The 25185-nt window shown below is 48.0% G+C and carries 32 protein-coding genes and 1 pseudogene; 5 read left to right on the top strand and 28 right to left on the bottom strand.

The annotated features are described in order from the left end of the window. Both ON063_RS05845 and ON063_RS05850 read left to right on the top strand, forming a co-directional pair. Nucleotides 1–940 (top strand): annotated as a pseudogene (locus tag ON063_RS05845) (TIGR03571 family LLM class oxidoreductase). A gap of 84 nt (nucleotides 941–1024) precedes the next feature. Further along, complete coding sequence (locus ON063_RS05850) at nucleotides 1025–2134, top strand: low temperature requirement protein A (RefSeq protein WP_274664508.1); 1110 nt, start codon at nucleotides 1025–1027, stop codon at nucleotides 2132–2134. Between the two features lie 37 nt (nucleotides 2135–2171). Here the strand turns inward: ON063_RS05850 and ON063_RS05855 are convergent, their stop codons facing one another. The 16 genes from ON063_RS05855 to ON063_RS05925 all read right to left on the bottom strand — a co-directional run bounded on the left by ON063_RS05855 (nucleotide 2172) and on the right by ON063_RS05925 (nucleotide 11780). Beyond that, nucleotides 2172–2600: a CBS domain-containing protein gene (locus ON063_RS05855; RefSeq protein WP_074033810.1), complete on the bottom strand. Its 429-nt coding sequence runs from the start codon at nucleotides 2598–2600 to the stop codon at nucleotides 2172–2174. 257 nt (nucleotides 2601–2857) lie between these two features. Further along, the gene (locus ON063_RS05860; RefSeq protein ID WP_274664509.1) at nucleotides 2858–3661 is read right to left on the bottom strand and encodes an alpha/beta fold hydrolase; all 804 of its coding nucleotides are present in this window, start codon (nucleotides 3659–3661) and stop codon (nucleotides 2858–2860) included. A 75-nt stretch (nucleotides 3662–3736) separates the two neighbouring features. Next, the gene (locus ON063_RS05865) at nucleotides 3737–4849 is read right to left on the bottom strand and encodes a M14 family metallopeptidase (protein WP_274664510.1); all 1113 of its coding nucleotides are present in this window, start codon (nucleotides 4847–4849) and stop codon (nucleotides 3737–3739) included. A gap of 86 nt (nucleotides 4850–4935) precedes the next feature. Continuing rightward, nucleotides 4936–5334: a hypothetical protein gene (locus ON063_RS05870; RefSeq protein ID WP_214874696.1), complete on the bottom strand. Its 399-nt coding sequence runs from the start codon at nucleotides 5332–5334 to the stop codon at nucleotides 4936–4938. Between the two features lie 114 nt (nucleotides 5335–5448). Beyond that, nucleotides 5449–5916 (bottom strand): flavodoxin family protein, encoded by a 468-nt coding sequence (locus ON063_RS05875; RefSeq protein ID WP_274664511.1) that lies wholly within the window; start codon nucleotides 5914–5916, stop codon nucleotides 5449–5451. A gap of 55 nt (nucleotides 5917–5971) precedes the next feature. Continuing rightward, on the bottom strand, nucleotides 5972–6400 hold the full coding sequence (locus ON063_RS05880) for a hypothetical protein (protein ID WP_274664512.1): 429 nt from the start codon (nucleotides 6398–6400) through the stop codon (nucleotides 5972–5974). Nucleotides 6401–6408: 8 nt separating this feature from the next. Further along, entirely contained in the window at nucleotides 6409–7059 is a 651-nt protein-coding gene (locus tag ON063_RS05885) for an SIMPL domain-containing protein (protein WP_274664513.1), read from the bottom strand. 33 nt (nucleotides 7060–7092) lie between these two features. Beyond that, nucleotides 7093–7671 carry a hypothetical protein gene (locus ON063_RS05890; protein WP_274664514.1) on the bottom strand — a complete coding sequence of 193 codons (579 nt, stop codon included), beginning with the start codon at nucleotides 7669–7671 and terminating at the stop codon, nucleotides 7093–7095. 142 nt (nucleotides 7672–7813) lie between these two features. Further along, nucleotides 7814–8356 carry an RNA polymerase sigma factor gene (locus tag ON063_RS05895; protein ID WP_274664515.1) on the bottom strand — a complete coding sequence of 181 codons (543 nt, stop codon included), beginning with the start codon at nucleotides 8354–8356 and terminating at the stop codon, nucleotides 7814–7816. Nucleotides 8357–8470: 114 nt separating this feature from the next. After that, a complete protein-coding gene (locus ON063_RS05900; protein WP_224861835.1) occupies nucleotides 8471–8641 on the bottom strand; it encodes a hypothetical protein in 171 nt (56 codons plus the stop codon). A 23-nt stretch (nucleotides 8642–8664) separates the two neighbouring features. Beyond that, nucleotides 8665–9096: a DUF2812 domain-containing protein gene (locus tag ON063_RS05905; protein WP_274664516.1), complete on the bottom strand. Its 432-nt coding sequence runs from the start codon at nucleotides 9094–9096 to the stop codon at nucleotides 8665–8667. Between the two features lie 9 nt (nucleotides 9097–9105). Then, complete coding sequence (locus ON063_RS14860) at nucleotides 9106–9201, bottom strand: DUF2812 domain-containing protein (RefSeq protein ID WP_342455029.1); 96 nt, start codon at nucleotides 9199–9201, stop codon at nucleotides 9106–9108. Further along, nucleotides 9198–9521: a PadR family transcriptional regulator gene (locus ON063_RS05910; protein ID WP_274664517.1), complete on the bottom strand. Its 324-nt coding sequence runs from the start codon at nucleotides 9519–9521 to the stop codon at nucleotides 9198–9200. Before ON063_RS05910 ends, ON063_RS14860 begins: the two co-directional genes overlap by 4 nt. Nucleotides 9522–9633: 112 nt before the next feature. Continuing rightward, on the bottom strand, nucleotides 9634–9981 hold the full coding sequence (locus tag ON063_RS05915) for a hypothetical protein (RefSeq protein ID WP_274664518.1): 348 nt from the start codon (nucleotides 9979–9981) through the stop codon (nucleotides 9634–9636). Further along, nucleotides 9941–10690, bottom strand: coding sequence for a glycoside hydrolase family 5 protein (locus ON063_RS05920; RefSeq protein ID WP_274664519.1), 750 nt, complete (start codon nucleotides 10688–10690; stop codon nucleotides 9941–9943). Before ON063_RS05920 ends, ON063_RS05915 begins: the two co-directional genes overlap by 41 nt. Before the next feature lie 97 nt (nucleotides 10691–10787). Further along, nucleotides 10788–11780 carry a tRNA dihydrouridine synthase gene (locus ON063_RS05925; protein WP_012727027.1) on the bottom strand — a complete coding sequence of 331 codons (993 nt, stop codon included), beginning with the start codon at nucleotides 11778–11780 and terminating at the stop codon, nucleotides 10788–10790. Between the two features lie 138 nt (nucleotides 11781–11918). Between ON063_RS05925 and ON063_RS05930 the strand changes: the two genes are divergently transcribed. Beyond that, nucleotides 11919–12446: an AAA family ATPase gene (locus tag ON063_RS05930; protein ID WP_274664520.1), complete on the top strand. Its 528-nt coding sequence runs from the start codon at nucleotides 11919–11921 to the stop codon at nucleotides 12444–12446. On the opposite strand, the gene ON063_RS05935 is transcribed toward ON063_RS05930, so the two are convergent. Then, complete coding sequence (locus tag ON063_RS05935; RefSeq protein WP_274664521.1) at nucleotides 12438–12878, bottom strand: hypothetical protein; 441 nt, start codon at nucleotides 12876–12878, stop codon at nucleotides 12438–12440. The genes ON063_RS05930 and ON063_RS05935 overlap by 9 nt on opposite strands. A 207-nt stretch (nucleotides 12879–13085) precedes the next feature. Here ON063_RS05935 and ON063_RS05940 point away from each other — a divergent pair, with 207 nt between their 5' ends. Next, the gene (locus ON063_RS05940; protein ID WP_274664522.1) at nucleotides 13086–13754 is read left to right on the top strand and encodes an excalibur calcium-binding domain-containing protein; all 669 of its coding nucleotides are present in this window, start codon (nucleotides 13086–13088) and stop codon (nucleotides 13752–13754) included. Between the two features lie 38 nt (nucleotides 13755–13792). Here the strand turns inward: ON063_RS05940 and ON063_RS05945 are convergent, their stop codons facing one another. From ON063_RS05945 to gatC, 11 genes are all read right to left on the bottom strand, one after another. Then, nucleotides 13793–14407, bottom strand: a complete 615-nt coding sequence (locus ON063_RS05945) for a hypothetical protein (RefSeq protein ID WP_274664523.1) — start codon at nucleotides 14405–14407, stop codon at nucleotides 13793–13795. 10 nt (nucleotides 14408–14417) lie between these two features. Then, complete coding sequence (locus ON063_RS05950; RefSeq protein WP_274664524.1) at nucleotides 14418–14951, bottom strand: GNAT family N-acetyltransferase; 534 nt, start codon at nucleotides 14949–14951, stop codon at nucleotides 14418–14420. 120 nt (nucleotides 14952–15071) lie between these two features. Beyond that, complete coding sequence (locus ON063_RS05955; protein ID WP_274664525.1) at nucleotides 15072–15476, bottom strand: ester cyclase; 405 nt, start codon at nucleotides 15474–15476, stop codon at nucleotides 15072–15074. Between the two features lie 99 nt (nucleotides 15477–15575). After that, entirely contained in the window at nucleotides 15576–16442 is an 867-nt protein-coding gene (locus tag ON063_RS05960) for an SDR family oxidoreductase (RefSeq protein ID WP_274664526.1), read from the bottom strand. A 36-nt stretch (nucleotides 16443–16478) separates the two neighbouring features. Beyond that, complete coding sequence (locus tag ON063_RS05965; RefSeq protein ID WP_274664527.1) at nucleotides 16479–17186, bottom strand: FAD-dependent oxidoreductase; 708 nt, start codon at nucleotides 17184–17186, stop codon at nucleotides 16479–16481. Between the two features lie 47 nt (nucleotides 17187–17233). Continuing rightward, nucleotides 17234–17653: a MarR family winged helix-turn-helix transcriptional regulator gene (locus ON063_RS05970; RefSeq protein WP_274664528.1), complete on the bottom strand. Its 420-nt coding sequence runs from the start codon at nucleotides 17651–17653 to the stop codon at nucleotides 17234–17236. A gap of 195 nt (nucleotides 17654–17848) precedes the next feature. Beyond that, the gene (gene rlmD / locus ON063_RS05975; protein ID WP_274664529.1) at nucleotides 17849–19210 is read right to left on the bottom strand and encodes a 23S rRNA (uracil(1939)-C(5))-methyltransferase RlmD; all 1362 of its coding nucleotides are present in this window, start codon (nucleotides 19208–19210) and stop codon (nucleotides 17849–17851) included. 55 nt (nucleotides 19211–19265) lie between these two features. After that, complete coding sequence (locus tag ON063_RS05980; protein ID WP_214761626.1) at nucleotides 19266–20264, bottom strand: diacylglycerol kinase; 999 nt, start codon at nucleotides 20262–20264, stop codon at nucleotides 19266–19268. A gap of 31 nt (nucleotides 20265–20295) precedes the next feature. Then, nucleotides 20296–21726, bottom strand: coding sequence for an Asp-tRNA(Asn)/Glu-tRNA(Gln) amidotransferase subunit GatB (gene gatB / locus ON063_RS05985; RefSeq protein WP_274664530.1), 1431 nt, complete (start codon nucleotides 21724–21726; stop codon nucleotides 20296–20298). Between the two features lie 12 nt (nucleotides 21727–21738). Further along, nucleotides 21739–23181 carry an Asp-tRNA(Asn)/Glu-tRNA(Gln) amidotransferase subunit GatA gene (gatA, locus tag ON063_RS05990; RefSeq protein WP_214745755.1) on the bottom strand — a complete coding sequence of 481 codons (1443 nt, stop codon included), beginning with the start codon at nucleotides 23179–23181 and terminating at the stop codon, nucleotides 21739–21741. Nucleotides 23182–23192: 11 nt separating this feature from the next. Continuing rightward, on the bottom strand, nucleotides 23193–23483 hold the full coding sequence (gatC, locus tag ON063_RS05995; RefSeq protein ID WP_012727041.1) for an Asp-tRNA(Asn)/Glu-tRNA(Gln) amidotransferase subunit GatC: 291 nt from the start codon (nucleotides 23481–23483) through the stop codon (nucleotides 23193–23195). A gap of 216 nt (nucleotides 23484–23699) precedes the next feature. Between gatC and ON063_RS06000 the strand changes: the two genes are divergently transcribed. After that, on the top strand, nucleotides 23700–25185 hold a 1486-nt coding region (locus ON063_RS06000; protein ID WP_274664531.1), incomplete at its 3' end, for a methyl-accepting chemotaxis protein.

Raw genomic sequence — 25185 nt, forward strand, 5'->3', positions numbered from 1 at the left:
ATGTTCAACAATCATAAAAGCTACAACCGGATGTATCGGGAGGGCGAGCTCACGCTCGGCCTCCACATCCCTTTAGAAAATTTTAAAATGCGTACCCCGACACTCGAACGTCAAGTCGAACTCGCTCCACGACTACGGCTTCACAGCCCTCTGGTTACGGGACGTCTTACTCAAAGACCCGAACTTCTTGGACCCTGCCGTCGGTCAGATTTATGACATGTTGATCTACGGGACACATTTACTCGGTCAAACGAAAAACATCGCGCTCGGTACGTCCGCGCTCGTCTTACCACTCCGACATCCGCTTCGTTCAGCGAAGGAAGTCGCGACGATTGAAGCGTTATTCCCGGAACGATTGATTCTCGGAATCTCGTCAGGCGACCGTCGTGCCGACTTCAAAGGACTCGGCGTCGATCATCCGACACGCGGCGACCAGTTCAAAGAATCGCTTCGCGTCATGGAGCAGGCACTCTATTACAACTACCCAACGATTGACTCACCTTACGGGGAAGTTGAACAGGCAACGCTCGTACCACGTCCGAAGAAACGGATCCCGACAATGATCACCGGCTTCGCGCAACAGGATATGGACTGGCTCGGGGCGAACGGGGATGGATGGATGTACTATCCGCAGGCACCTTTCGCACAAAAACAAGCGCTTGACGCTTGGCGTGAAAGCGGTGAGGCACACGGTCGTGCTTTTCGTCCCTTCTCGATGCCGATGCATCTTGACTTGACGCATGACCCAGACGAGCCACCGACGCCAATTCGCCTCGGTTTCCGTCTAGGTCGCAACCACTTAATCAAATTGCTCGAAGCGTATCGTACCATCGGCGTGAACCACCTCTTCTTCGCCCTCTTCGACGGAGAACGTCCGACCGAAGAAGTGATGGATGAATTAGGAGAATATGTGTTGCCGCATTTCCCACCCCTTGATTGAGGTTTGCCCTTCATTTATAAAATGAAGGGTTTTTTGTGAATCGGACGGGTAAATAAATAGGAATCTATGAAAAGGAGTCCTCTCATGCCCTCTCATCATGAAAAGGTAGAAAAGATTGAACTGTTTTTTGACTTGGTATTTGTATTTACGTTCATCCAACTCACATTGAAACTCGAACATCATTTGAGTGTTCATACGTTTTTAGAAGTTCTCGTCCTCATGGCCCTCATTTGGTACATCTTCGAGGGATATATTTGGTTGACGAATACGACCAAACTGACAAGAAGGAACCATCAAATCTTCATGACGCTCGGGATGATTGGCTTTATGCTCATTTCTGTCGCCATCCCAAAAGCATATGATCAAGATGGCTTCATTTTCGGGCTTGGCTTTTTAGTGATCGTCGCCGTGCATTCGACGCTATTCTTGTTGCACAGTAATGAGGATACGAAAAAGGCGATGCTTGTCATCGTACCGTACAACGTCTCCTTTAGCATCATCATCCTCGTCGCTTCGCTGTTTGAGGGGAACGTACGCCTGATTGTATGGGGAATTGTCGCGATTGTCGCTGTATTAGGTCCTCTTGTACAGAAAAACAGAGGGCAGTTCGAAGTGTCCTCCTGGCACTTCCTTGAGCGTCATTACTTGATTCTCGTCATCGCCCTTGGCGAAACGATTGCATCGACCGGTCGCGCTGCGATTGATGAGGATTTAACCTCGGATGTCGTTCTGACAATGATTCTTGCCCTTATGCTGACCGTTCTGCTTTGGTACTCCTACGTGAAGGACGATGAAGCAAGAGAAAATCGTTTTCAAAACATGCATACGGATAGGCGAGATCAGACAGCCAAGGCCGGATTCTATTGGTCGCATCTTTCGATGTTCCTCGGCATCATCTTACTCGCCGTCGTCAAGATCACCCTCGTGCACGATCCGATGCAGACACTCGATTTGGCACACCGGATTACGTTGTATGTCGCCATCGTCTTGTTTGGATATGGTGTCATTTACTTCAATCGTCTATTCTTCAAGGTGTCTTGGAAGCGACTTGCGGTTCTCGCGGTCCTACTCGTCATCCCACTCATCGCACCCTATTTACCGGCAACCCTACTCTTACTCGTGATCGCCTTGATTTATTTCATCGCAATGATTGCCCCACTTCCGTTCTTGAAAACAAAGCAGAAAGAAACGTAAAACAAGCCAGAACCGGGATTCGGTTCTGGCTTGTTCGTTATCGGACTTCATTCTCCAGTTGTTTCAACTTTGACGAGTAATACTCGATGATGTCACGGCGTCGGATGATGCCGATGAAGTATTTGCCGTCATCGACGACCGGCACGAAGTTTTGATCCGTGATTGCATCGACAAGTTCTTCGATTTGGGCCGTAATGGATACCGGCTTATAGCGAACGCGTTGCTTGATGTCCTTTAGACGTGTCCGGAGCACTTTTTCATAGTCTTCTTCCCCGCGAAGCTGTTCTGCGAGTGCCCAGAGTAAATCCCCCTCTGTCATCGTCCCGGCGTAAAATCCGTTTTCCGAAACGAGTGGGACAGACGTGAATCGATGATGTTTCATCTTTTCAAGTGCTTGTCGTACCGTTGATTCGGGGTCCAAATATTTGACGTCTTCTTTCGGATATAAAAAGAAAGCGATGTTCATTTAAATCTCTCCTCAATCTGTTAATCCACCCCGTTATTGTACCATGAATGGTAGGACAGGTTGAACTAAATCCATGTTCCTATTCTCTTTAATCATCCCCTTTCTCCTAAACGACACAAAAAAACATCGTGATTCTTGTCACAGCGATGTTTCGGTGCTTCAAAAGATTTGGAAGGGAACTCCAATTGATTTATACCCGTTTTAGTTGGAACTTATCCGTCCAGACACACAAAAGGCCCCCATGAGGAGGCCAAAGGTTATTGAACAAACTGCAACAGTGTATCGTTAAATTTCTCTCGTTCATCGAGTACCGTGCCGTGCCCGCTCTCTTCAAAACGTTCAATCCGTGCGTTTGAAATACCCTCTTCCATCTGTTCTGCAAACTCAAACGGACAGATTTTATCATGTACGCCATGAATGATTAACGTCTCTACGTCAATCTTCGGTAAGGCATCGCGCAAATCTTCGTCTCGGAGCGCTTTTGCCGAGGCAATCGTCCCGTGACTCGAAGCAACGAGTGCGAGATGGTGGAACCAATTTTGCATCGGTTTCGAATGTTCTTTCTCGAAGAAGATTTCCCCGAATCCTTCGAGCATCTTCGGCCGATCGGCTCGTGTATCGTCAATCAACGCGTCGACTTCGTCCGTCGTCATCCCGTACGGATAGTCTGAACGTTGTGTGAAAATCGGTGCCGCTGCTCCCGCCAACACTAACTTTTTCAGACCATCTTCTTTATAATCGGCCGCGTAACGAACAGCAATCGCGCCACCCATCGAGAATCCGACGAGTGTGAAGTCTTTTAAACCAAGGCCGTAGACGACCATATGCACGTCGGATGCCATCGTCTCATAGTCATACCCCGTCGCTGGCGCATCAGATTTGCCGTACCCTCTAAAGTCGATCCCGATATAGCGATAGCCTGCCTCAACGAGCGCATTCTTCTGATACTCGAACATGTTGTTGTTCGCCGGCCAACCGTGTAAGAAGACAATCGGCTCCCCAGAACCGACATCCTCCACATATAAGTTTGTCCCGTCATGTGCTGTAATATATCCCATCATCCAACCTCCACATTTTTAATTGATTGTAAATACTCACAACCTACTTGTTCCCGTTTCCAACCCTTAAAAACCTTCTCATGTGTCACGCCAGAGCGATTCTCCTTTTAAGTACCCTTCGATGGCTTTCGCCCCTTCTCGTAACACCGCTTCCCGCCAAGACGGGTCGTCTGGATAAAACATCGCCATGAACTCGTTTTGAATCCCGTTACGCGCTTCGGGATCTTTCGTCCCTTCAAAATACAGACGATTCTCTAAAATGATCGTCAAAAACTCGCGGATGGAGGCTTTCGTCGACGTTCCGAACGTACCGAACTCAAAGAGAGCAGAGACGAGTCCTTTGTCCGGATACTCCGTGTCTCGTACATAGTAGAAGTGGTTCGTCGAGTCCCCGAGCACTTCATCCGGGTCATACACTTTCACGTTGTCGAGACCGTATGCCTGTTTCAACTCGTCTTCGGTGCGACCGTCTCGCTTACTGATGACCATCGTCACTTCGTTTGTCGGACCGAGTGCAGTATGCCAATCGAGATGAACCACTTTCTCGTAGCGCTCCAGTAAATCATGTTGAATGCCTTTCAAGAAGATGGCTGACGGTTCGTCTTCTTCTCCGCCATAGTACACACCTTTCGGGAATTGGTACTGTCCCATCCCTTTCGCTCCACTCATCGCTTTGAAGCCATCGAGCTTAATCCCAGAGCCGAGGAACGAATAAATCTGTTCACGCGCCTCATGGTAGTCGTCAATCACTCCGTCCGGTACGAAGAGATGGCGCATCAGCTCATATTCACGGTTCACGTTATATGGGACAGATTCACGATTGATCACATAGTTCCGGTTCAAATCGACATTATGCTCGTTGACCCGGCGGAAGTGTTTCATTCCCCACGGATTGACGGCATGGATGAGACAAAGGCCTGTCGTTTCATGTCGCAGTTGTGGCAATTGTGTTTGTACAAATTGATGCGTCACCGCGGCACCTGCATATCCTTCAATTCCATGTTCCCCGATGGTCATGAGAAGTATCGCTTTTCGATCTCGTTTCGGTTCGCCTAAGATGATGTCGATGCTTTCGTCCCCAATCGAATGCGTCAACAGCTCCGCTTTCGGATAAAAGCGTTTCACCTCCGGCAACAAATTGATGAACTTCTCTCGCGACTCTTCATAGGATGATGAAAAATACTGGCTCATCGCACTCTCCTCCATTCTTTTCTCTCTACTCCATTCCCATCCTACGGCAATCTAAAAACGCCTCCTGAAAGAGGAGACGTTTCGAGTCAAGGTGTTCGGATTCGTTTCGTATGTTGACGCCGGAACGCCATCACGTAGAAAATCGGACCAATCAAGACGGCACCGAATAACCAATAGAGACCCGCGTTCGCATACAATCCTTCAAACGAACGGAACACCCAGGCGAGGACCGTGAACGCGACGATCAGCTCGACGGTCCACAACAATCCACGACGAACCGCTAGGAGAATCGTATTCGTTTTTTGGAAAAAGGCTGCGACGAAAGCAATCAAAAATGCTGGGAAACTCGAGAGCCACAACATGCGATTGAGTGAGGACTCAGCAAAGTATGAGTTTCCGAGAGAGACGGTGATGAGGAAGTGCACCAATATAACGAGCAAGACGACCATCCATCCGACGAAGACATCACGTTCCATTTTTCTCATCACAACCAGCTCCCTTTCTAAAGAGTTGAATACTAAGTATTTACCCGCTTTTTCAGCCTTCTCTTCCGCTTCTATTAAAAAAACGCATCCTCATTTCAGAATGCGTTTCACGTATTATCCGACCAACTCCCGTGCCCATGCTTTTGCACGTTCGAGCTCGCCTTCTTTCAGCATCTCCGTCTCCCCATCAACCAAGAACGATTCTTTTTGAACGTTCGTCGCGCCTTTTTCAATCATTTCCCCTTCGACACGATTGACCGCATGACCGAACCAGTCGATGATTTTACCGAGAATCGGATTCTGTTTTTCTTTGACGACACTCGTATCAAACGCAGCCGTCCGCTTCCCGCGAAGCGCATTGTCCGAGATTCCGTCTAGAAACACTTTAATGTCCTCCGTCTCATAACCCCCATGTGTCGGTGAACCGATGACGACAAGGTCGACATGCACCAAGTCACCGAGGCCGATGTTCAACACATGTTCCATGCGTGCCTCATGCTCTTTCGAAAGTTCTTCCTGCATCGCATGGGCAATCTTTTCTGTATGACCATACAACGAATCAAAAATAATCAAAATATTCATGATGAATCCCCCTTTGCCGAACGTCTCTTTATCCCCTTCCCATTCCAACGTTCGTTCATGCTTCTTTTTTGTACAGTGAACTTCGCTTGAAGAGTGTCCAACTTACCATAACAATGCCGAGCACGAGCAAGATATAGCCGAAGAATGTGACAAAGTCGCGCGTGTGATAGGGTGCTTCGAATCGGTATTCCGCCCGCTTCCATTCCGAGCCGTCTTCGACCGCAATGACGTCTTCAACGGGCTCCCCGACGACTTCACGATACACCGTCCCGATTGGATATCCGTTCGAGGCATTCCCGTAGTAACGTCCCGTCTCATCGTTGACCGTTGTTTCCACTTCACCAATCACGTCACCGAGCGAATCCTCATCTATTGTCGCATCAAGCACTTCATATGCATTTCGGTCGAACACGACAAACGTATAGGCCCAGGAAAGAGCGGATACGGGAAGCGCAATAGATATAGCGAAAAGAGTCAGGATCATGAATCGCCTCATTTGAGACTCCAGACGAATGTCGCCGAATCACTGACATTGATGTCATCTGGTTCGAGTTCAGGCATCCGTGATTCAGAAAAGTCGATTTCATGACCATAGCGAATATCAGTTGCAGAGAAGAGATGAATTTCGCTCCATGTATAGTCAATTTGAATCAACTCTCCTAACGTTGCGCCCGCTCCTGTTGCAAGAAGTTCTGCTCGTTTTTTCGCATTTTCCGCAGCGTTCACTAACAGCTGATCTTCAATCGCGTTCGGGTCTTTCATCGTGAAACGAATCGATAGTAGCGGATTCGCACGACATTGACTGATTTGTTCGATGGCGTCAGACAGTTTGGATGTATCGAGCGGGAACTCCACTTTCATTTTTTGCCTACAAGCATATCCAATTAACCGTGAACGATAATTCTTATCTTTATCACGATACTGGTCGTATAATGTATCAATTGAAAAATCACTCGTCTTCATGTCCTTCTTTTCAAACCCTGCGCGCACGATGGCCTTTTGAAGCTGCGCCACGGCGTTCGCTGCCTCAGTCATCGTCTCTTCATATCGTGGTGCTTTTGTGACAAGGTCCATATGGATCACAATCAAATCTGGTCGAGACGAGACATTTCCTGTTCCTTTTACCGTAATCGTACGTTCCATATCGTTCACCCTCCTAATAATATGAGATGTAGATTATTCTGATGCATTAAATCGTGAGATCATCCAACGTTCTATTCCATCTAAAGAATTCATATCTTGCAATGACGGATAAGCATCCCGCTCAAACAACAGTCCATTCGGAGTATCTAAAAACAGATAACGCTCCCCGTCCGGAAAACCGTAATCCGCAATATCTTTCAGTCGAAGTGTGGCCCCGTTTTGTTCCCAGATGAATTCGTCATCATATGGAATCGGCATAAAGATGCCCTCCATCCCTTGACGTACGTGTGAAATGACGCTCGTATGCTCTGTCTGTTCCATTCCTCCAATTGCATCGGCACGAACAACCAGTTTTTGCCCGACTTGCACATCCCCCCGATACACATCTGACACATGGATCGTGATGAGGGACTGATATTCGGTCTCCCCGTTGAAATCAATCTCAATTTGCTGGATGTTCGAGACCGTTCCTCTGATCACGACCGGATTCCACCGCGAAAAGAGTTCATCCTCTGTCATGTCCATCAAGTTTTCCTGGGAAGTACCTTGCCTTATTTCTGATTCATCAACGATATGAACCGAGTTTGCCGTCGAATCCGTGGATAACGGCATACGTTCATTCCAAATATTCGATGTGAAGAGCATGAATCCCGCAGCGGTGGCGAGTAATAGTCCCGCCCCCCATTTGAGTCGTTGAATTCCTCTATAAAGCGGTCATCCACTTCCCCAAGTAATCGAAGCAACTGTTCATTCTTCATACGCGAATCCCTTCTGCTTCAAGCGCTCGCTGTAATGCATCACGCGTTCGCTTCAGCGTCATTTTGACATGGCTCTCCCCGAGTTGATGGTTTTTCGCAATTTCTTGAATCGAGTGAAGATAAAAATAACGTTGCATGAACATCATTCTCGTCTGTCGAGGAAGGTCTGCAAGAAATACATTCAATAGGTCGACGATGTCTTCGTCTTTCATCGACACCGTGAGGACATGTTCTAGTTCTTCATAGACGAGCGGTACTTGTCCACCACCCCGTTTTTTCGCATGATTCTTCTTATAGCGTTGCAGCGAGAGATTCCTAACAATCTTCGTCAAATACGCCCCGAGTCGAAACGGACGTGTCGGCGGTATTGATTCCCATGCTTTCATATATAAATCATTCAGACACTCTTCCGTATCTTCATGATTTTGTAGAATGTTGTAGGAAACACGATGACAATATCTCCCGTATTTCTTTTTCGTGGCAACAATCGCATATTCGAATCGCTCCCAGTACCAATCGATGATGACCTGGTCATCCATCTATTTACCCCCTCCTCTTAACCCTCTATCACTATAGATCCCAATCGACTATTCTTCGTCACAACATGCTAAAAAAACCTCGTCGTTGAGACGAGGAGTCGAAGCGCTTATTCATCATTTTTTCCAAATCGATACGGCAAGTCCTCCGATATAGCCAACCATCGCCCCGCTCGCGATTCCGTATGTCAGCTGTATATCGAAGAAAAACGAGAGGATTACACCGAGTGTTGTCCCCGCAATCAATCCAAAACAAATGATACAGTCCTTCCATTCTCGTGAATCCATCTTGCTCCTCCTTACCAATTCGCTCAATCTGACGACTTCATTTCCCCTATTGCTTTAAGACCTTTCAACGTTCTCATTTTCCGTGTGTGATGCTGGACGGCATAGACCAACATGACGACAACAACTATATTTAATAGAATTGTCCATTTTGCAACCGGATTCGAGAAGTTCGCTAAGACGACCACAAAGTTGGCGAGCAAAACGGTTCCGTACAGTTGGATGATTCGTGTTTCCCGCTGAATCATCGAGTCAAAATCCGAATACAATTGGAACGGTCCGTCGCTCGTTCGCTTTCTTAAAAAGACCCAGCGATAGGATGTGTCGACGACCTCAATCCCAACTTCATCCATGAAAGCCATGTAAGCTTTCGAATCAGGATGAGAGGGCAGTTCTCGTAACAATTCAATTCGATATGTATACATCCCTGGTTCGACTGAACGAAAGCGATATCGCATGAAACGAAACTACTCGAGGGCCCATCCCTTTTCTGCCATCTCATTGAGCCATTTTTCTTCTTTTTCATAGTCGAGAAATATGAGATACATGGTCTTCGTCTTCATGTTTCCAACTCCTTCGTCCACTCATGACCGTGCCGCACCAATTCTTCCAATCGTTTTAATTCGATCTGAAGTGCTTCTCGACCAGCATCGGTGATCTCGTACTCTTTTTTCCGGCCGCTTCCCTCGAGTGCCTGAATCCAACCTCTTTCAACTAAACTACTGAGAGCTCCATATAACGTACCGGGCGCGAGCTGAACTCGCCCATGACTCAATTCCTGGACAAACTGCATCATGCCGTACCCGTGACTCGGAACTTGAAGGGACAATAATATATAATAAACTGCTTCGGTTAGTGCGCCTGTACTCGACTGTTGTGTCACGTATCCTACTCCTTTATATCGTGTTTCGTTATATCGTCATCCGATATATCAAAATTATCCTATTTTGGTCACAAAAGCAATAAAATCCTGTCTGCATCCATCGCAGACAGGATTATGTTTTAAATAATGTAAGGGCAAGATCACGTTGTTGATCGGATGGCATAAGCGATAATCGGGCATCCGAACGAAACAGTCCCATGACTGTCGACTGAAAGTCCCAATACGTAAATCCGATGCCCGCTTCATTTAATAACGTGATAACATCATTCACGTAAGCCAAACCACCTCGCCCATCTTCAAAACAATGATGAATCAAACCGAACTCACTGATGAAAATCGGGACCTCATGCATCATTCGTAATTGAAGAAGTGGTTCGAGCTGTTTAGCAAGATATGATTGACAGCGCGGCATATAACCTTCAAGTGTAGGCTCTAAAAGAGAAAACGCCACCTTCTTCATGAACACCAACCCACTCCGCATACTGATGGGTATACGAAAAAGGATCGTAAAAATGAAGGTCATAAATCACGTTCGGATTATCCAGCAAAAACCAATCTCTTAATAGGTCTTCGTGTTTCATACCATTCGTACCATAACATGGCGCGACAACGAAAATACGGTTTGAATCGAGAGCATATAATTCGTTCACAGTCGACTGAAGTAATTGACGATATGTTTCTCCAGTCCCATCGATTGTGGCGGGAGCATTGAATAAATCGAACGCTGCTATCGCCTTACCACGTGTCGTTCCTTTATAACGTGTCAGTAACGTCCGCCAAATCCAACGGAATCGTTCCTGTTTCGAAAAATCGCTCCATAGAGAATAATCCGGTTCGGGACGATCGTCCATCCAGTCCGCTCCCGGCGGCAAAATTAGACAAAGGATGACGTACAACCCGTTCGCTTGAGCGAAATCAAGTTGTCGATCTAACCATTCCAGGCCGGCTGTTTCCTCTAAAAACGGTTCACGTTCAATCAGGCGAGCGTGGAACGTGAGACGCACGACATTTGCTCCTATTTCTCGCATGACACGATATGGCTCGTCCGTTGGATACAGTTCCGTAACTACTTGTGTCGGCTCCCAATATAAAGCCGTCAACGTGAAACCACGCAACCGAACAACGTTTCCTGCCGCATTGACTAAATGTTGTCCTTGAACGTGTAGCATTCGCTTTCCTCCCTTTTTCACTCTCCTGTTCTCATTCGTCCCATAAATAACTTTTCCTGCAAAAAAAAGATACGAGTACGCCTCGTATCCAATAAGCTTATTCAGCAGCCAGCGCTGCCTCTTCTTCATGATATTTCTCGACGAAGGCATCAAGCAACGCTCGTACCTCGTCCGTCGATTTCGTTTCCATCAAATTATGGCGAAGTTCGCTCGCCCCGCGGAATCCTTTGACATAAATCTTGAAGAAACGGTGCAAGTTCGAGATTGAACGTGGCACGTCTTCTTGGAATTTGTCTTGAAGGTCCAGTTGCAGACGCAATAGGTCGAGATGTTCTTCCATCGAGTGTTCGCGCGGCTCTTTCTCGAATGCGAACGGGTTCTTGAAAATCCCACGACCAATCATGACACCATCGACCCCGTACTTCTCAACGAGCTCGAGTCCCATTTGACGGTCGAGGATATCTCCGTTGATGGTGATGAGCGTATCCGGTGCAATCTCGTCACGCAACTTCACGATATCCGGGATCATCTCCCAGTGCGCGTCAACTTTACTCATCTCGTTACGCGTGCGCAAGTGAATCGACAAGTTTGCAATGTCTTGTTTCAAGAGATGCGTTAACCAGTCGCGCCACTCGTCGAGCTTCGCAAAACCGAGACGCGTCTTGACGCTGACCGGGATGCCGCCGGCTTTCGCCGCTTGAATGAGCTCAGCCGCGACTTCCGGACGGAGAATGAGTCCGCTCCCTTTCCCACGTTTTGCAACGTTTGGGACTGGGCACCCCATATTGATATCAAGTCCTTTATAGCCCATCTCGGCCATCCCGATACTCATTTGACGGAAGTATTCCGGATTGTCTCCCCAGATGTGGGCGACCATCGGCTGCTCGTCTTCCGTGAATGTCAAACGGCCACGAAGGCTGCCTTTCCCTTCAGGATGGCAATAGCTATCCGAGTTCGCAAATTCCGTGAAGAAGACGTCCGGGCGTCCCGCATGAGCGACGACATGACGGAAGACGACATCGGTCACATCTTCCATCGGGGCAAGTATAAAGAATGGACGCGGAAGGTCGCGCCAAAAGTTTTCTTTCATCGTAAAATCAGTTCCTTTCATCCATACAGTCCAACAAAATCACTCATCTATTCTATTATGTCTGTCGGATTGTATCAACTGTTTCACCACACCGTTCGATATAATAAAGGAACAATGACAATGAAATGAGGAGTAGGAATGATTATATGGATCAACGGCGCATTCGGTTCGGGTAAAACCACATGTGCCAGTATACTTCAGAAACAACTGCCGAACGCATTTCTCTATGACCCGGAGCAGGCTGGATTTTTTATTCGGGATCAATTACCGGAGAGCCTTCAGCAACCCGATTTTCAACATCACCCGGAATGGCGTGAGTTCAACTATCAGATGTTGTTGAAGATTGCCACATCCTTTGATGGAGTCATACTTGTTCCGATAACACTCGTTGACGCAACGTATGTAGATGAAATCATCGGAAGACTTCAACGGGAAGGCGTCGATGTAAGACATATCATTCTCCAAGCGAATCGACGGACACTCGTGAAACGATTGAATAAACGTTTCGAGTGGTTCAACTCTTGGGGGAAATCTCAAATCGACCGCTGCCAATCCGCATTCGAATCTGACATCCATGCAGAAAAAATTGTAACGGATTCTCAATCAAAACAAGACGTCGCGAGAGCAGTCGCTCAGCATGTAGGACTTACGCTTTCTTTAAAGTGAATCAAATTCATACATTTCTTCCACGGGTTCGTCTTCCCATTGGATGACGAGCTCGCTTGCATGGGAGAGATTCCACTCCACCGTCTCACATGTCGTATCGGTCAACCACATGCAGCGGAACAACAGCTGGCGGTAACCATATAACTCATCGACAATCTCGAACCGTCCACGTTTTACAAAGTGACTCAACTGTTCAATCGGACACACAGTATAAGTCGATTCATCAAATCGTGTAAGTGAAGAAGAATCTCGATCTACATTCGAAATTGTCACGGTGGCACGTCCTGTCCATACTGCTTCTTTCTTGAACAAATCACGGATTCCATCTGCAAATACGAGACGTATCGTCGAACCCATCACGGTTGCTTCCGTGATGACAGCGTCATGTAAGGAAATCGGGACGTTTCGGTTTCGCATCGTATATTGTTTCATCGAATTCCTCCTTTGTATGTTTATCTTCTTCGTGATATTTCACTTCTCCCCTTCCTTATGTACATCCCATAATCAGCAATGAATTGAAAAAACAATAATCAATTGAAAACATACTTCATTCATTCCGTTTATCAATTTAAAAATTGGTAAAATAAATATAAATAAGTGGGTTGTTTTGGATATCTATAAGAGAAAGGAGGATATGGTATGGAAAATATTTTGTTAGTCGGGCTATTCCTAATAGTTTTACTTATTGTGACAACTTTTATTTTGAGCAATTACGTTCAGCAATCACGACTTTCCCCTCGCTTCTTCATCATTTTCGCAGTCCTCTCATCAGTTCTTCTATTAGCTTCATGTAGTTTCGAAGAGACGATTTCAATGGAACAATATGAGCAAGATTTATCGCTCATTGAGGAAAAATTGAGTTCCGCCAATTCTGAGAAGGAAAAATTACAAGATCAATTGGATTCCTATTTGTCTGAAAACGAAGACTTACGTCAACAATTAACGGATGCTAAAGAATCAACGAATCAGAAACTAGCAGAAGCCGAAACAAAATTACGTGAAGAGTTCGAAAGTGAGTTGAAACGCGTAAAAGAAGAAGCTGCGCAACAATTAGAGGAAGAAGTTGCTTCGGTTCGAAAAGAAGAGCAAGAGAAGTCGGCAACAGCCATCGCAGAAGTAAAACAGGAACTTGAACAACAAGCAAAAGCTTCGGAATCGACCAAATCGAATACTCAAACGTCACAACCCTCTGAGAATTTCCAAAACTGTACAGATTTACGCGGAACCTATCCAGGTGGCGTGTCTTCCGATCATCCAGCCTATCAATCTAAGATGGATCGTGACAACGACGGCTGGGCATGTGAATGATTACTTTTCGTAAAAGGAGTGGACTGGATTCACTCCTTTTACAATCGTTTCCGAAACACATAGTTCTCCACTTGTTTCGTATATTGGGGACCTTTCATCGTCTTCTTCACTTCTGCGATATCGACGACTTTCTCTTTCGGCAATCGGAAATACTCGTCGAGCCCCGTCTGAACGAGTTCATTCGCACTTCCTATAACTCCAATCAATTCGAATGCCTCATAAAATCGTGCCAATGTCGCGTCTCCGTGACTATCATTGCAAAGCAAGATGCCGCCCGGCTTCAAATAGTCCTTCGTTGCCTGACCGACAAATCCAGCATACTGGGAGATGATCAAATCGACCGGTTCAATGTCGAGCGGCTGTGTATAGTCTTGACCAAAGAATTCAATGGTACACCGCTCATCATATTCTTTTCGTTCATTCACCAATTCCTGTACCATTTCGAGGTTCTTGAAGAAACGAATCGTCCCTTTGAAACTGTCAACATAGATGACGTGAGGGATGACAAGGGACGGCGCGATATCAACGTGACTTCCAGGATATAGCGCCCTCTTCACGTCGAAGGTGCTCGCAATCGTTTCGTACACTTGTTTTCGGTCACCAATTTTTTGTGCATATGCCTCATACATGTCTGACACTTGTTCACGGTTCATCTAGACCCTCCTAGTATAAGTATCCGAGCAAATCGAGCTTTCCATCGGTCCATCGTTTGTCTCCCACCTGACGAATCATTAATTCTTCAAAACGTGCTTCCCCAATCCCACGTGTCGTTTGATTCTCATCATCAATTTGAAGCCATGTGCATGTATTCGATACTGTATGAAACCCGACCCGTTCGTAAAGGTCTGGTCGGTCTGCGAATAATAAGAGAAAGTCGATTGAGTACTCTTCTCCAAGCGCAATGATTTTTTCCATTAGCTCCCGTCCGACCCCACGTCCACGCGCTTCTTCCCTCACGCATAAATCGATGATGCCGAGCACGTGAATCGGTTTCCCCTTCATATTCATCATGCGAAAGTCTAAACCGACTTGTCCGATGATTTGTTCGTCTTCATATGCAATTAATCGAAGATGCGGCAGTTGCTTGAAATAGCGGCGATTCGGATAAAGTGGCTCAAAAGATTTCACAAGTAACTCGGTCAACTGTTTATCGAGCGCCGCCCCAATCTCGAACTCCATCATCTGTTGAATATTCATGTCATTCCCCCGACTATATGTTTTTCAATCATACATTCATCATATCAGACTTACTCTTTGTTTCTTTAGTAACTAAAAAAAGCACTTATGCTCATGCATAAGTACTTTTCCCCTACGTCATCATTGTTCAGGTTGCTTCACCAATAACTCACCCATCAGTTCAGAGACGACCCACTCCTCAACAATCAATCCTTCCTGGAAACGGGAAACGACCATGTCCACCCATTCGACCTGTTTTCCGCTCGCAGGAATGCCCAACATGTTTTCTCGATGTGTCCCGATCAGCGTTCGTTGCCACGAGACGGTATTCTCCGTCTGAACGAGTACCTCAATTTTCTTCACCTTGACGTCAGGAATCGCCGTCTTCATCTGTTTGGAGAAACGTCGAATGAATGCATGTCCTTGATACGTCCGTTCCCCTGCATGCGCGACATATTCTGTAGCGAACACTTCGGGGACGACTTGCATTTTTCCGAGCTCGATCACTTGATACGCCGCAAAACGAATCTGTTCCTCTCGATTCATCCGTTCGCCTCCTTCAGGTCAAATGGTTAACTCGAATGACTGGGATGGTTCATTGTGACACAAGTTCGTCCAAAGGCGCATGTGATGATTCGTTGCATCTCAATCAGCTTTTCGCTCAAACTCATGAAGGTGAGCTTTTGCGAACTCGAAAAACGTCCGTGGTTCTTCCCCTGTCAATTCTTTGAACGTATGTGTGACCGCCTTTGCTGTGCCAAGGCGCGTCATCAAATAAAGCGCCATTGTCACGTTCACGTATTCCGGGCTAAGTCCCCGTTCGTTGATATAGTGTGAACGATAGTGCAGCATACTCGGCTTGGCATAGGTGATTTTTTTCCCAGTCAATAGAGTCAGTTGGTTGGCGATGTCTACGTAATCGAGTGCTTCAGGACCTGTCAACGTATAAGCCACATGTTGATGAGCGTGAGGGTGTAGGAGAACATGAGCGATTGCTTTGCCGATATCTTCAGCATCGATAAAACTCACCTTACTGTTACCGGCAGGAATGAAAATCTCACGATCCTTTCTAATCTCCTCGGCATGGACACCGGTTAAATTCTGCATAAAGAAACCTGGACGAATATGTGCGTAAGGAATCGATGCCTCCTCAATCATTTTTTCGATTTTGTGGTGGGGAGGGAATGGATTTCGTTCAACCCCCATCAACGATAAAAATGAGACGAGACGTACGGATTGTGCCTTCATCGCTCCAACGAACGGTCGAAAGACCTCAGCGTCCCCAATCTGAGGTGGTCGCATCAAAAACACACGGTCGACGCCATGTAATGCCTCTTCAAACGTGCTCGGATCCTCGAAGTCCAGTTTGACCGTTTTTATGCCCGGATAGCTCTTTTCTAACTCTTGTATGTGATTCCCAGCCACCACAACGTCTGAATCTCGTCCGTTCAAATATTTGACGACATGTTTCCCTACATTACCCGTCGCTCCAGTCACGAGAATTGAACCCATCAATCCTTCACTCCTTGTCATTCATATTTTTTACGCTTAATATCCGATGAACGTGTCCTTGATGATATTTTTCTTTCGTATGCCTTTATCTTTCAGACGTGTTGCGATTGATTTTGTCATCGCTGGTGAGCCGACCACAAAATAGTTGCCAGCATTGTGATATGTCTGAACGTATTTCTCGATTGACACATGCAAATCTTCTCTCTCCGTTACATACTCAACAGTAAATGGATTCCCCTCCTTCATGTTGTCAAACTCGTCCTTGTAGAGAAACGTTTCTTTTTGATCCATATAGAGCAAATGCAGTTTTTCAGGAGCCATCCCTTTATCGTGAAACACGTGCCTTACGATGGACTTGAACGGTGTGATCCCAATCCCGCCAGCAATGAGCACAGTCGGCTTTTTATCATGGATATAAAAACCACCGAAAGGTCCTCTCATGCTCATTTTCATGCCAGGTTCTAGATTCAACAAGGCTTGTTTGAACTCGCTCGGATTCTCTCCCACTCTAGTTGAAATCTCGATGTATCCATCTTCGGCAGTGGATGCGATGCTGAAGGCTCGAGTCGGTTTTTTGATTTTGTCGTGAGTGATTGTGAATGCACCATGTTGCCCGGCTTTCCAGTCAATCCGCTGAGCTGAACGAAAAATGAAAGTGTGAATATCTCCAACTTCATTGTGGTGTTTCTCAAAGATGATGTCGTGCCTCTTGAAAATCGGTGAAATATCTTGAATGAACCCCATGATTCTTCCTCCTTCATCAGAATAAAACGATTTCTCTTTGCATCGAATCACATGTCATCAAAGCGTTTCATCAGTTTGACTAAATATTCTTTCATGTTAGCCACTTCCTCTTCAGTGAACGCTTCAAATACCATTTCATTCACTTCATCAGAAATACGTCTCAGCTCGTCTACGAGTTTCAATGTCTCTTCGTTCAGCTTGAGGTACGCAGATCGCTTGTCATGTGGATTTTGCACTTTTTCAACGAAGCCGTCCCTTTCAAGCCTATTGATGATTGCAGAGATGGTCGGTCGATCGGACTCTAATCGCTGCGCGACTTCTGCTGACGTGATGTTCCCATTGTGACCCGTGATTTGATTCAATACCGAAAATTGCGTAGCTGTTAAATCATACTCTTGCAATCGTTTGTCTAACGTTCCTTTTAAAAATCGGGAAGACTTAATCAACAGATAAGACAAATTCTCCAAACAATCACCTTCTTTGTTTCGTTCTTAACATTCTTTGGTCTGATCAAAGAATCATTACTTCCTACACCACATAGTTCGTTTACTTACTATAAGTATACTAACTATCTGGGTACATATCAAATCAACATATATCTTCAGAAAAAGAGGTCCTGCCTTTTCGCGATAAGCGATAGGACAAGGACCCTCTCAAATCTCTTACTCTTCTTTCTCCATCCAAGCCACCGTCTCCACATGTGCCGTATGTGGAAACATGTCGACCGGTGTCACTTCCTTCAAGCGATACCCACGGTCTGCGAGGTAACGCATATCGCGTGCCTGTGTCGCGACGTTACATGAGACGTACACAATCCGTTTCGGTCCCATCTCGACCATTGTCTCGAGGAACGACTCGGCACATCCTTTACGCGGCGGATCGACGACGATGACGTCTGGATTCACGCCATCTTTCTTCCACTGCGGGAGCACGTCTTCGGCCGCTCCACATGCATACGTCACGTTATCAATCTCATTGACGAGCGCATTTTGTTTCGCGTCCTCAATCGCTTCCGGGACAACTTCGACGCCATACACATGAGCCGCCTTCCGGGCGAGGAAGAGGCTGATCGTCCCGATGCCACAATACGCATCGACGACTTGCTCCGTACCTGACAGCTGTGCGTACTCCAGTGCTTTGCCGTACAACTTCTCCGTTTGGACCGGGTTGACTTGGAAGAACGAGTGCGGGGAAATCGTGAACGTCAGTCCTGCGATTTTATCCTCAATCGTCTCATGGCCGTATAGCAATTTGTTCGTCGCCCCGAGGATGACGTTCGTCTTGTCCGGGTTGACGTTTTGCATGATTGACGTCACGTCTGGGAGACGCTCGACGATGTCCGCGACAATCTCATTCACACCTTTTAACTTCGTCGTCTTTGTGATGAGGACGATCATGAGTTCACCCGAATGGTACCCGTAACGGGCCATGACATGACGGATGACCCCACGTCCTGTCTTCTCGTCATACGCCGGCACGCCTCGTGCGTCCAATACATCACGGACGACTTGGATTGCCTTGTCATTGCGCTCATCTTGAATCAAACATTCGCTCATCTCGACGATGTCATGCGAACGAGGACGATAGAAGCCCGAGACGAGACGGTCTCCTTCTTGTTTGAACGGGACTTGTGCCTTGTTGCGGTAGCGCCAAGGTTCTGGCATCCCGATTGTGTCATGGACCGGCACATCGAACTGACCAAGGCGCTTGAGCGCATCTACGACGCGTTCCCGTTTCTGACGGAGTTGTCCTTCATAGCTGAAGTGTTGCAACTGACAGCCGCCACATTGATAAAAGATCGGGCACGGCGGCTCGACGCGGTCCGCACTCGCTTCTTTCACGTTCAACAATCGGGCGAACCCGTACTGCTTGTTCGTCTTCGTCACGACGATTTCGACCGTCTCTCCTGGCAACGCGTTCGGGACGAACAGCGTATAGCCGTCAACTCGTGCCACACCCGCCCCTTCATGGGTCAGATCATGGACATGCACGTCGAGACGGTCATTCTTTTTCACTGGTAGCATACGAATGCTCCTTCCATTGCAAATAGGAATGACTGATGTCGTCATTCCTATCTTTTCACTCTGCTTTATCTAGCGAAACATTAAACAATTGCTTGATCATCTGTTCGCGTTCATATTGTGCATTTAACTCTTCCATCTCGCGAATTCGGGCGTTCGGTGCGAGCACCGTCAAGTGACGGAACAAGTTTCGCATCTCACCTGTGCACTCCCCACCGTACTCCCCGTCGATGTTCAAGCCCATCGGCTCGGTCGTCTTCATCTTGACGCGGCTCGTCTTCACATGTTCAACGAGCGGGCTCGATAAATGCTCTCCGCGGAGGAGAAGACGGACGACATGGATGAATTCGAACAAGTTACATTTCCGAAGGATGAACAAGTCAAACAACCCGTCATTCAACGACGCGTGCGGTGAGATTTTTTCAAATCCACCTACCGAATTTGTGTTCGATGTGAGGAAGACCATGACTTCGCCTTGGAATGTTCCTTCATCGTGCTCGAGCTCGATGTACGTCGGTTTGATGAGTGGAAGTTTCTCCATACCTTTTACGTAATACGCGAGCTGTCCGAGTGCCGTCTTCAACTTCGATGGCACCTCATACGAGAGCTCGGTCATGATCCCACCGCCTGCGATATTGATGAAATAGTGGATGTCACCTGTCTCGCCTTCGATTTCCCCAAGGTCGACCGGCATCTCGAACCCGTCACAGATGACGTCGAGTGCACCGACCACGCTCAGTGGGATTCGCATCGCCCGGGCAAAGTCGTTCGTCGTCCCGACCGGAATGAGACCGATCGTCGGACGATTCTCAAGCGGTGCGAGCCCTGAGATGACTTCATTCAATGTTCCGTCTCCACCTGCGGCGATGATGAGATCGAACTCGGCCGCTGAGGCCCGTTTTGCTTCGAGCGTGGCATCACCAATCGCTTTCGTCGCATACGTCGATGTCTCATAACCCGCATCCTCGAGGCGGTTCAAAATGTACGGGAGTTCCCGTTTGATCACTTCTTTACCAGATGTCGGGTTATAAATGACCCGCGCACGTTTCCGTTGCATATTGATTCTCTCCCCTATGCTCGCCGCCTGCTTAGCGTTTCGCGATCTCTTCGTGGAACAAGCCATCGAGGAGTGCCGGGTTCGCCATCCCTTTCGTCTGTTTCATGATTTGCCCGATGATGAAGCCTTTCGCACGGTCTTTCCCGTTCTTGAAGTCTTCAATCATTTGCGGATGCGCCTCGAATAATTCGAGGATGTAGCCGCGGAGCAAATTCTCGTCCGAGATTTGGGCGAGACCGTTCGCTTCGACATACGCTTTCGGCTCTGCGCCCTCTACCATCATCGCTGTGAAGACACGCTTCGCAATCTTCGATGAAATCGTCCCTTCCGCAATCAAGCGGATGAGTTCTGCGAGTGATCCCGGCGTCAACTTCATCGTTTCGACCGTTTCATCCGACTTGTTCAAATGACCGAGCACTTCACCCATGAGCCAGTTCGCTGCTGCCTTTGGTTCAGCTCCAGCCGCTGTCGTCGCCTCGAAGAAGTCCGAGAACTCACGCGTCGACGTGAGAGCTTTCGCGTCGTATGCCGAGAGACCGTATTGGCTCATGTAGCGTTCACGACGTGCTGCCGGCATCTCTGGAATCGTCGCGCGAATGCGCTCTTTCCACGCCTCATCGATTTCGAGACGGACGAGGTCCGGTTCTGGGAAGTAGCGGTAGTCCGCCGCCCCTTCTTTGACACGCATGAGAATCGTCTTTTTCGCTGCTTCATCGTAGCGGAGCGTCTCTTGACGCATGACGCCACCTGAGAGGAGCAATTTACGATGACGCGTCTCTTCAAAGTCGAGTGCCTTCAAGACGTTCGAGAACGAGTTCAAGTTCTTGAGCTCCGTCTTCGTGCCGAACTTCTCTTGCCCGAATGGACGGACCGAGATGTTACAGTCACAACGAAGCGACCCTTCTTCCATCTTGACGTCCGAGACGCCAGCGAACGAAAGGACCTCTTTCAAACGTTCGAGGTACGCGACCGCATCTTTTGGTGAACGCATATCTGCTTCACTGACAATCTCGATGAGCGGTGAGCCGGTCCGGTTGAAGTCGACGACCGAGTGTTTCTCGCCCGTGTGGTTCATCTTCCCAGCATCTTCTTCCAAGTGCACGCGCTCGATGCGGAATCGTTTCATCTCGCCATCGACTTCGACGTCGACGTGGCCGTTTGAACCGATCGGCTTGTCAAACTGCGAGATTTGGTACGCTTTTGGCGTGTCTGGGTAGAAGTAGTTCTTACGGTCAAATTTCGTATTTGTCGCAATCTCACAGTTGAGTGCCATCGCCGCTTTGATGGCGAGGTTGACCGCTTCTTCGTTCAATTTAGGCAAGACGCCCGGGTGTCCGAGACAAATCGGACACGTCTGTGTATTCGTTTCGGCACCGTAAGTGCGTGAGCAGCCACACCAAATCTTCGACTTCGTGCTCAGCTCGGCGTGCACCTCGATCCCGATGATCGTTTCAAAGTTCATCGTACGTCCTCCTTAGAGCTGTGGCATCTTGAAACCGCCGTTTGCTTGTTCAAAAGCATGAGCCACGCGGTAAAGTGTTGATTCATCAAAGTAGTTCCCGATAATTTGAAGACCGACCGGAAGACCTTCTGAAAGACCTGCCGGGACCGAGATCGCCGGGATACCGACCAAGTTAACCGGAATCGTCATGATATCGTTCGCATACATCGTGAGCGGATCGTCGAGCTGTTCGCCGAGTTTGAACGCTGTCGTCGGAGCTGTTGGTCCAACGATGGCATCATACTCTTCGAACACTTTCGCGAAGTCCTGCTTCATGAGGGTACGGACTTGTTGTGCTTTCTTGTAGAACGCATCGTAATAACCAGAGCTGAGCGCATATGTCCCAAGCATGATCCGGCGTTTGACCTCGTCACCGAAACCTTGTTCACGCGAATACGTGAACACTTCGTCGAGTGTGTCCGCTTCGGCACGACGTCCGTAACGGATCCCGTCGAAACGAGCCAAGTTCGAAGAGGCTTCTGATGAGGCGAGCAAGTAGTAAGCCGAGAGCGCATACTTCACGGACGGAATCGAGACCGTCTCGATTGTCGCACCGAGAGACTTGAGCGTCTCAATCGCTTTTTCAATCTGTTCACGGACGCCTGGCGCGACGCCTTCTGCCATGAACTCTTCCGGGAGGGCAAACTTCATACCCGTCAAATCTTGGTTGAGCGCTGCCGTATAGTCCGGCACCTCGACCTCGGCTGACGTCGAATCCATGTCACAGTGTCCCGCAATCGTATTCAATAAGTAAGCATTGTCTTCAACGGTACGCGTGAGCGGACCGATTTGGTCAAGTGAAGACGCGAAGGCAACGAGGCCGAAGCGTGAGACGAGACCGTATGTCGGTTTCATCCCGACGACACCGCAATACGCGGCCGGTTGACGAATCGAACCACCCGTATCCGAACCGAGGCTAAAGAGGACTTGTCCAGCTGCGACCGATGCCGCTGAACCGCCTGAAGAACCTCCTGGTACACGTGTCGGGTCCCATGGGTTACGGACCGGCTTGAACGCCGAGTTCTCGTTCGATGAACCCATCGCAAACTCGTCCATGTTCAACTTCCCGATTGTGACGGCACCAGCATCATGAAGACGCTCGACGACTGTCGCATCGTGGGCCGGGACGAAGTTCTCAAGGAATGTCGAGGCACATGTCGTGCGCATCCCTTTTGTGACGATGTTGTCTTTCACACCGATTGGCATCCCGAAGAGCGGGTCATCTGATGTTTTGGCGAGCTCATCCATGCGTTTCGCTTGCTCGAACGCATCTTCGTTGAGCGTCAAAAACGCACCGATTTTGTCATCTGTCGCTTCGATGCGGTCGAACGACTCTTTGACGAGGTCCGTGACCGTGACTTCGCCTTCTTTTAATAGCGTATGCAGCTTCGCTACACCGTGGTCAAATAAACTCATGAAAGGCCTCCTTACTCAAAGACCGCAGGGACACGGACTTGACCGTTCTCCCAGTCAGGTGCCATCCGTTCGACTTCCTCACGTGGAAGCGATGGACGAACCTCGTCTTTGCGTAGTACGTTTTTCAAATCTAGGGCATGGGTCGTCGGTTCGACGCCCGTTGTATCCAGCTCATCGAGTTGCTCGGCGAACTCGAGAATTTTTGTCAATTGCTCCGTGAAGTGCGTCACTTCTTCATCCGTGATCGCAAGTCGGGCAAGTCCGGCGACGTGCCGAACTTCAGCTTCTGTAATACGAGCCAAAATTCCCACCTCCAACAATTTTCAATACATCGTTCATTATCATACCACTTTTTCATAAGACAAAAAAGGAAATCTATCTCGTTCTAAATTGTCTCATTTTTATCAAACTAGGGAAATCCTTCCCGAATATTGACCCGCTTTCAAAATCAGCTATACGGTCGGAGCGCGATTCTGATTATGCTTATGTAAAGAAACGATTCGTTAAGGAGGAATCATATGTCGATCCGAAATAAACTGATCACCGCTTTCAGCATCATGTTCGTTTTACTTCTCGGTGTAAGCGGTTACTCTTGGTATGCCTTGAACGCCTCAAAAGCGGCTCAAGAAGATATGACCGTCTCCTGGGTACCGGGGATGGACCAAATCCATCAAGTCGATAAACAATTGCTCGAAATTCGACGCCACCTCATTCGTCACGCTCTAGTTGACGATGCGGTGACGAAACAAAATATCGAGCGAGATATTCAAGCATCCGTTGCGATTTTAGAACAGCGGATGGATGGTTATGAAGCGACAATTATTATGGAAGAGGATCAACAGCTCTTCGACCAAGCTAGTGCGAACTGGAACGACTTTCAGACTGTCATGACCGAACTTATCCGCATTTCTAGTGAGGAAGGGACAGAAGCAGCCGAAGCTTACATTCGTGATACAGCCACAGCAAGCGCGGACACGCTCTCGAACGCTCTCGGACTTCTCGTCAACTTGAACCGTGAAGAGATTCAAACGGACACAGCTGCTGCGGCTAAGATGTTTGAACAGGTTCAGCTGACACTCTTCATCGTTCTCGGGGTCGCGGCCGTTATGACGATTCTCATGATGCTCTTCATCTTCCGTTCGATCTTTGAACCACTCAAAGAGTTCAAGACGAAGATGCACGAACTCGCAACGAGCGAAGGCGATTTGACGACGTCGATTCCCGTGAAACGTCGTGACGAGTTCGCCGGACTTGCCCGCGACTTCAATCAGTTCATCGCCAACTTACGTCAGTTGATTTTGCAAGTGAACGATGTGACAACGGGCGTGACGAAACAATCAAACCATATGTATGACGAATTGAAAGAGCTCGATACGTATATGACGACGACCGCCGCGACAACCGAAGACTTGACCGCCGGCATGCAACAGACGGCTGCGAGCGCGCAAGAGATGAACGCGTCTGCATCGGATATGGAACGGACGATTCATCATATCGTGACGATGGCTGATGAGCGAAAAGTCGAAGCCAAACAGATCGATGAACGCGCCCTCTCTCTGAAGTCACATGCGGTGGAAGCGAAAGAGAACGCCATCAGCGTTCTGCAGTCGACACGCACGAACTTAGAGAAAGCGATGCAAGACGCCAAAGCTGTCCGTGAAATCGCAACGCTCACGAACGATATTCTCGACATCGCCGCCCAAACGAACCTGCTTTCCCTCAATGCTTCCATTGAGGCAGCACGTGCCGGTGAGGCCGGGCGTGGATTCGCCGTTGTCGCTGATGAGATTCGAAAACTTGCTGAGACGAGTCGAGCGACCGTCGAACGCATCCAGGCCATCTCGACGACCGTCCTCCATTCGGTCGATCATTTGAATGAGAGCTCAGGTCAGATGCTTCACTTCCTCGATACGAACGTGTTGAAAGACTATGACCAACTCGAGGAGGCGGCCGGCCAATATAGCGAGGACGCGGGACGTTTTGAGACGACCGCGACCGAGTTCG

The organism is Exiguobacterium sp. B2(2022) (assembly GCF_028823655.1).
GTDB classification, from domain to species: domain Bacteria; phylum Bacillota; class Bacilli; order Exiguobacteriales; family Exiguobacteriaceae; genus Exiguobacterium; species Exiguobacterium aestuarii_A.

Coding starts and splice junctions, on each gene's coding strand:
- rlmD (WP_274664529.1), bottom strand. CDS start 19,210: ATGCTACCAGTGAAAAAGAATGACCGTCTCGACGTGCATGTCCATGAT.
- ON063_RS05940 (WP_274664522.1), top strand. CDS start 13,086: ATGGAAAATATTTTGTTAGTCGGGCTATTCCTAATAGTTTTACTTATT.
- ON063_RS05920 (WP_274664519.1), bottom strand. CDS start 10,690: ATGCTACACGTTCAAGGACAACATTTAGTCAATGCGGCAGGAAACGTT.
- ON063_RS05945 (WP_274664523.1), bottom strand. CDS start 14,407: ATGAACCGTGAACAAGTGTCAGACATGTATGAGGCATATGCACAAAAA.
- ON063_RS05930 (WP_274664520.1), top strand. CDS start 11,919: ATGATTATATGGATCAACGGCGCATTCGGTTCGGGTAAAACCACATGT.
- ON063_RS05965 (WP_274664527.1), bottom strand. CDS start 17,186: ATGGGGTTCATTCAAGATATTTCACCGATTTTCAAGAGGCACGACATC.
- ON063_RS14860 (WP_342455029.1), bottom strand. CDS start 9,201: ATGAAGACGAAGACCATGTATCTCATATTTCTCGACTATGAAAAAGAA.
- gatB (WP_274664530.1), bottom strand. CDS start 21,726: ATGAACTTTGAAACGATCATCGGGATCGAGGTGCACGCCGAGCTGAGC.
- ON063_RS05955 (WP_274664525.1), bottom strand. CDS start 15,476: ATGAATCGAGAGGAACAGATTCGTTTTGCGGCGTATCAAGTGATCGAG.
- ON063_RS05890 (WP_274664514.1), bottom strand. CDS start 7,671: ATGCCGTTATCCACGGATTCGACGGCAAACTCGGTTCATATCGTTGAT.
- ON063_RS05900 (WP_224861835.1), bottom strand. CDS start 8,641: ATGGATTCACGAGAATGGAAGGACTGTATCATTTGTTTTGGATTGATT.
- ON063_RS05870 (WP_214874696.1), bottom strand. CDS start 5,334: ATGAGAAAAATGGAACGTGATGTCTTCGTCGGATGGATGGTCGTCTTG.
- ON063_RS05980 (WP_214761626.1), bottom strand. CDS start 20,264: ATGCAACGGAAACGTGCGCGGGTCATTTATAACCCGACATCTGGTAAA.
- ON063_RS05925 (WP_012727027.1), bottom strand. CDS start 11,780: ATGAAAGAAAACTTTTGGCGCGACCTTCCGCGTCCATTCTTTATACTT.
- ON063_RS05915 (WP_274664518.1), bottom strand. CDS start 9,981: ATGAAGAAGGTGGCGTTTTCTCTTTTAGAGCCTACACTTGAAGGTTAT.
- ON063_RS05875 (WP_274664511.1), bottom strand. CDS start 5,916: ATGAATATTTTGATTATTTTTGATTCGTTGTATGGTCATACAGAAAAG.
- ON063_RS05885 (WP_274664513.1), bottom strand. CDS start 7,059: ATGGAACGTACGATTACGGTAAAAGGAACAGGAAATGTCTCGTCTCGA.
- ON063_RS05935 (WP_274664521.1), bottom strand. CDS start 12,878: ATGAAACAATATACGATGCGAAACCGAAACGTCCCGATTTCCTTACAT.
- gatA (WP_214745755.1), bottom strand. CDS start 23,181: ATGAGTTTATTTGACCACGGTGTAGCGAAGCTGCATACGCTATTAAAA.
- ON063_RS05895 (WP_274664515.1), bottom strand. CDS start 8,356: ATGGATGACCAGGTCATCATCGATTGGTACTGGGAGCGATTCGAATAT.
- ON063_RS05860 (WP_274664509.1), bottom strand. CDS start 3,661: ATGATGGGATATATTACAGCACATGACGGGACAAACTTATATGTGGAG.
- ON063_RS05950 (WP_274664524.1), bottom strand. CDS start 14,951: ATGAATATTCAACAGATGATGGAGTTCGAGATTGGGGCGGCGCTCGAT.
- ON063_RS05865 (WP_274664510.1), bottom strand. CDS start 4,849: ATGAGCCAGTATTTTTCATCATCCTATGAAGAGTCGCGAGAGAAGTTC.
- ON063_RS05960 (WP_274664526.1), bottom strand. CDS start 16,442: ATGGGTTCAATTCTCGTGACTGGAGCGACGGGTAATGTAGGGAAACAT.
- ON063_RS05850 (WP_274664508.1), top strand. CDS start 1,025: ATGCCCTCTCATCATGAAAAGGTAGAAAAGATTGAACTGTTTTTTGAC.
- ON063_RS05905 (WP_274664516.1), bottom strand. CDS start 9,096: ATGCGATATCGCTTTCGTTCAGTCGAACCAGGGATGTATACATATCGA.
- ON063_RS05855 (WP_074033810.1), bottom strand. CDS start 2,600: ATGAACATCGCTTTCTTTTTATATCCGAAAGAAGACGTCAAATATTTG.
- ON063_RS05880 (WP_274664512.1), bottom strand. CDS start 6,400: ATGATCCTGACTCTTTTCGCTATATCTATTGCGCTTCCCGTATCCGCT.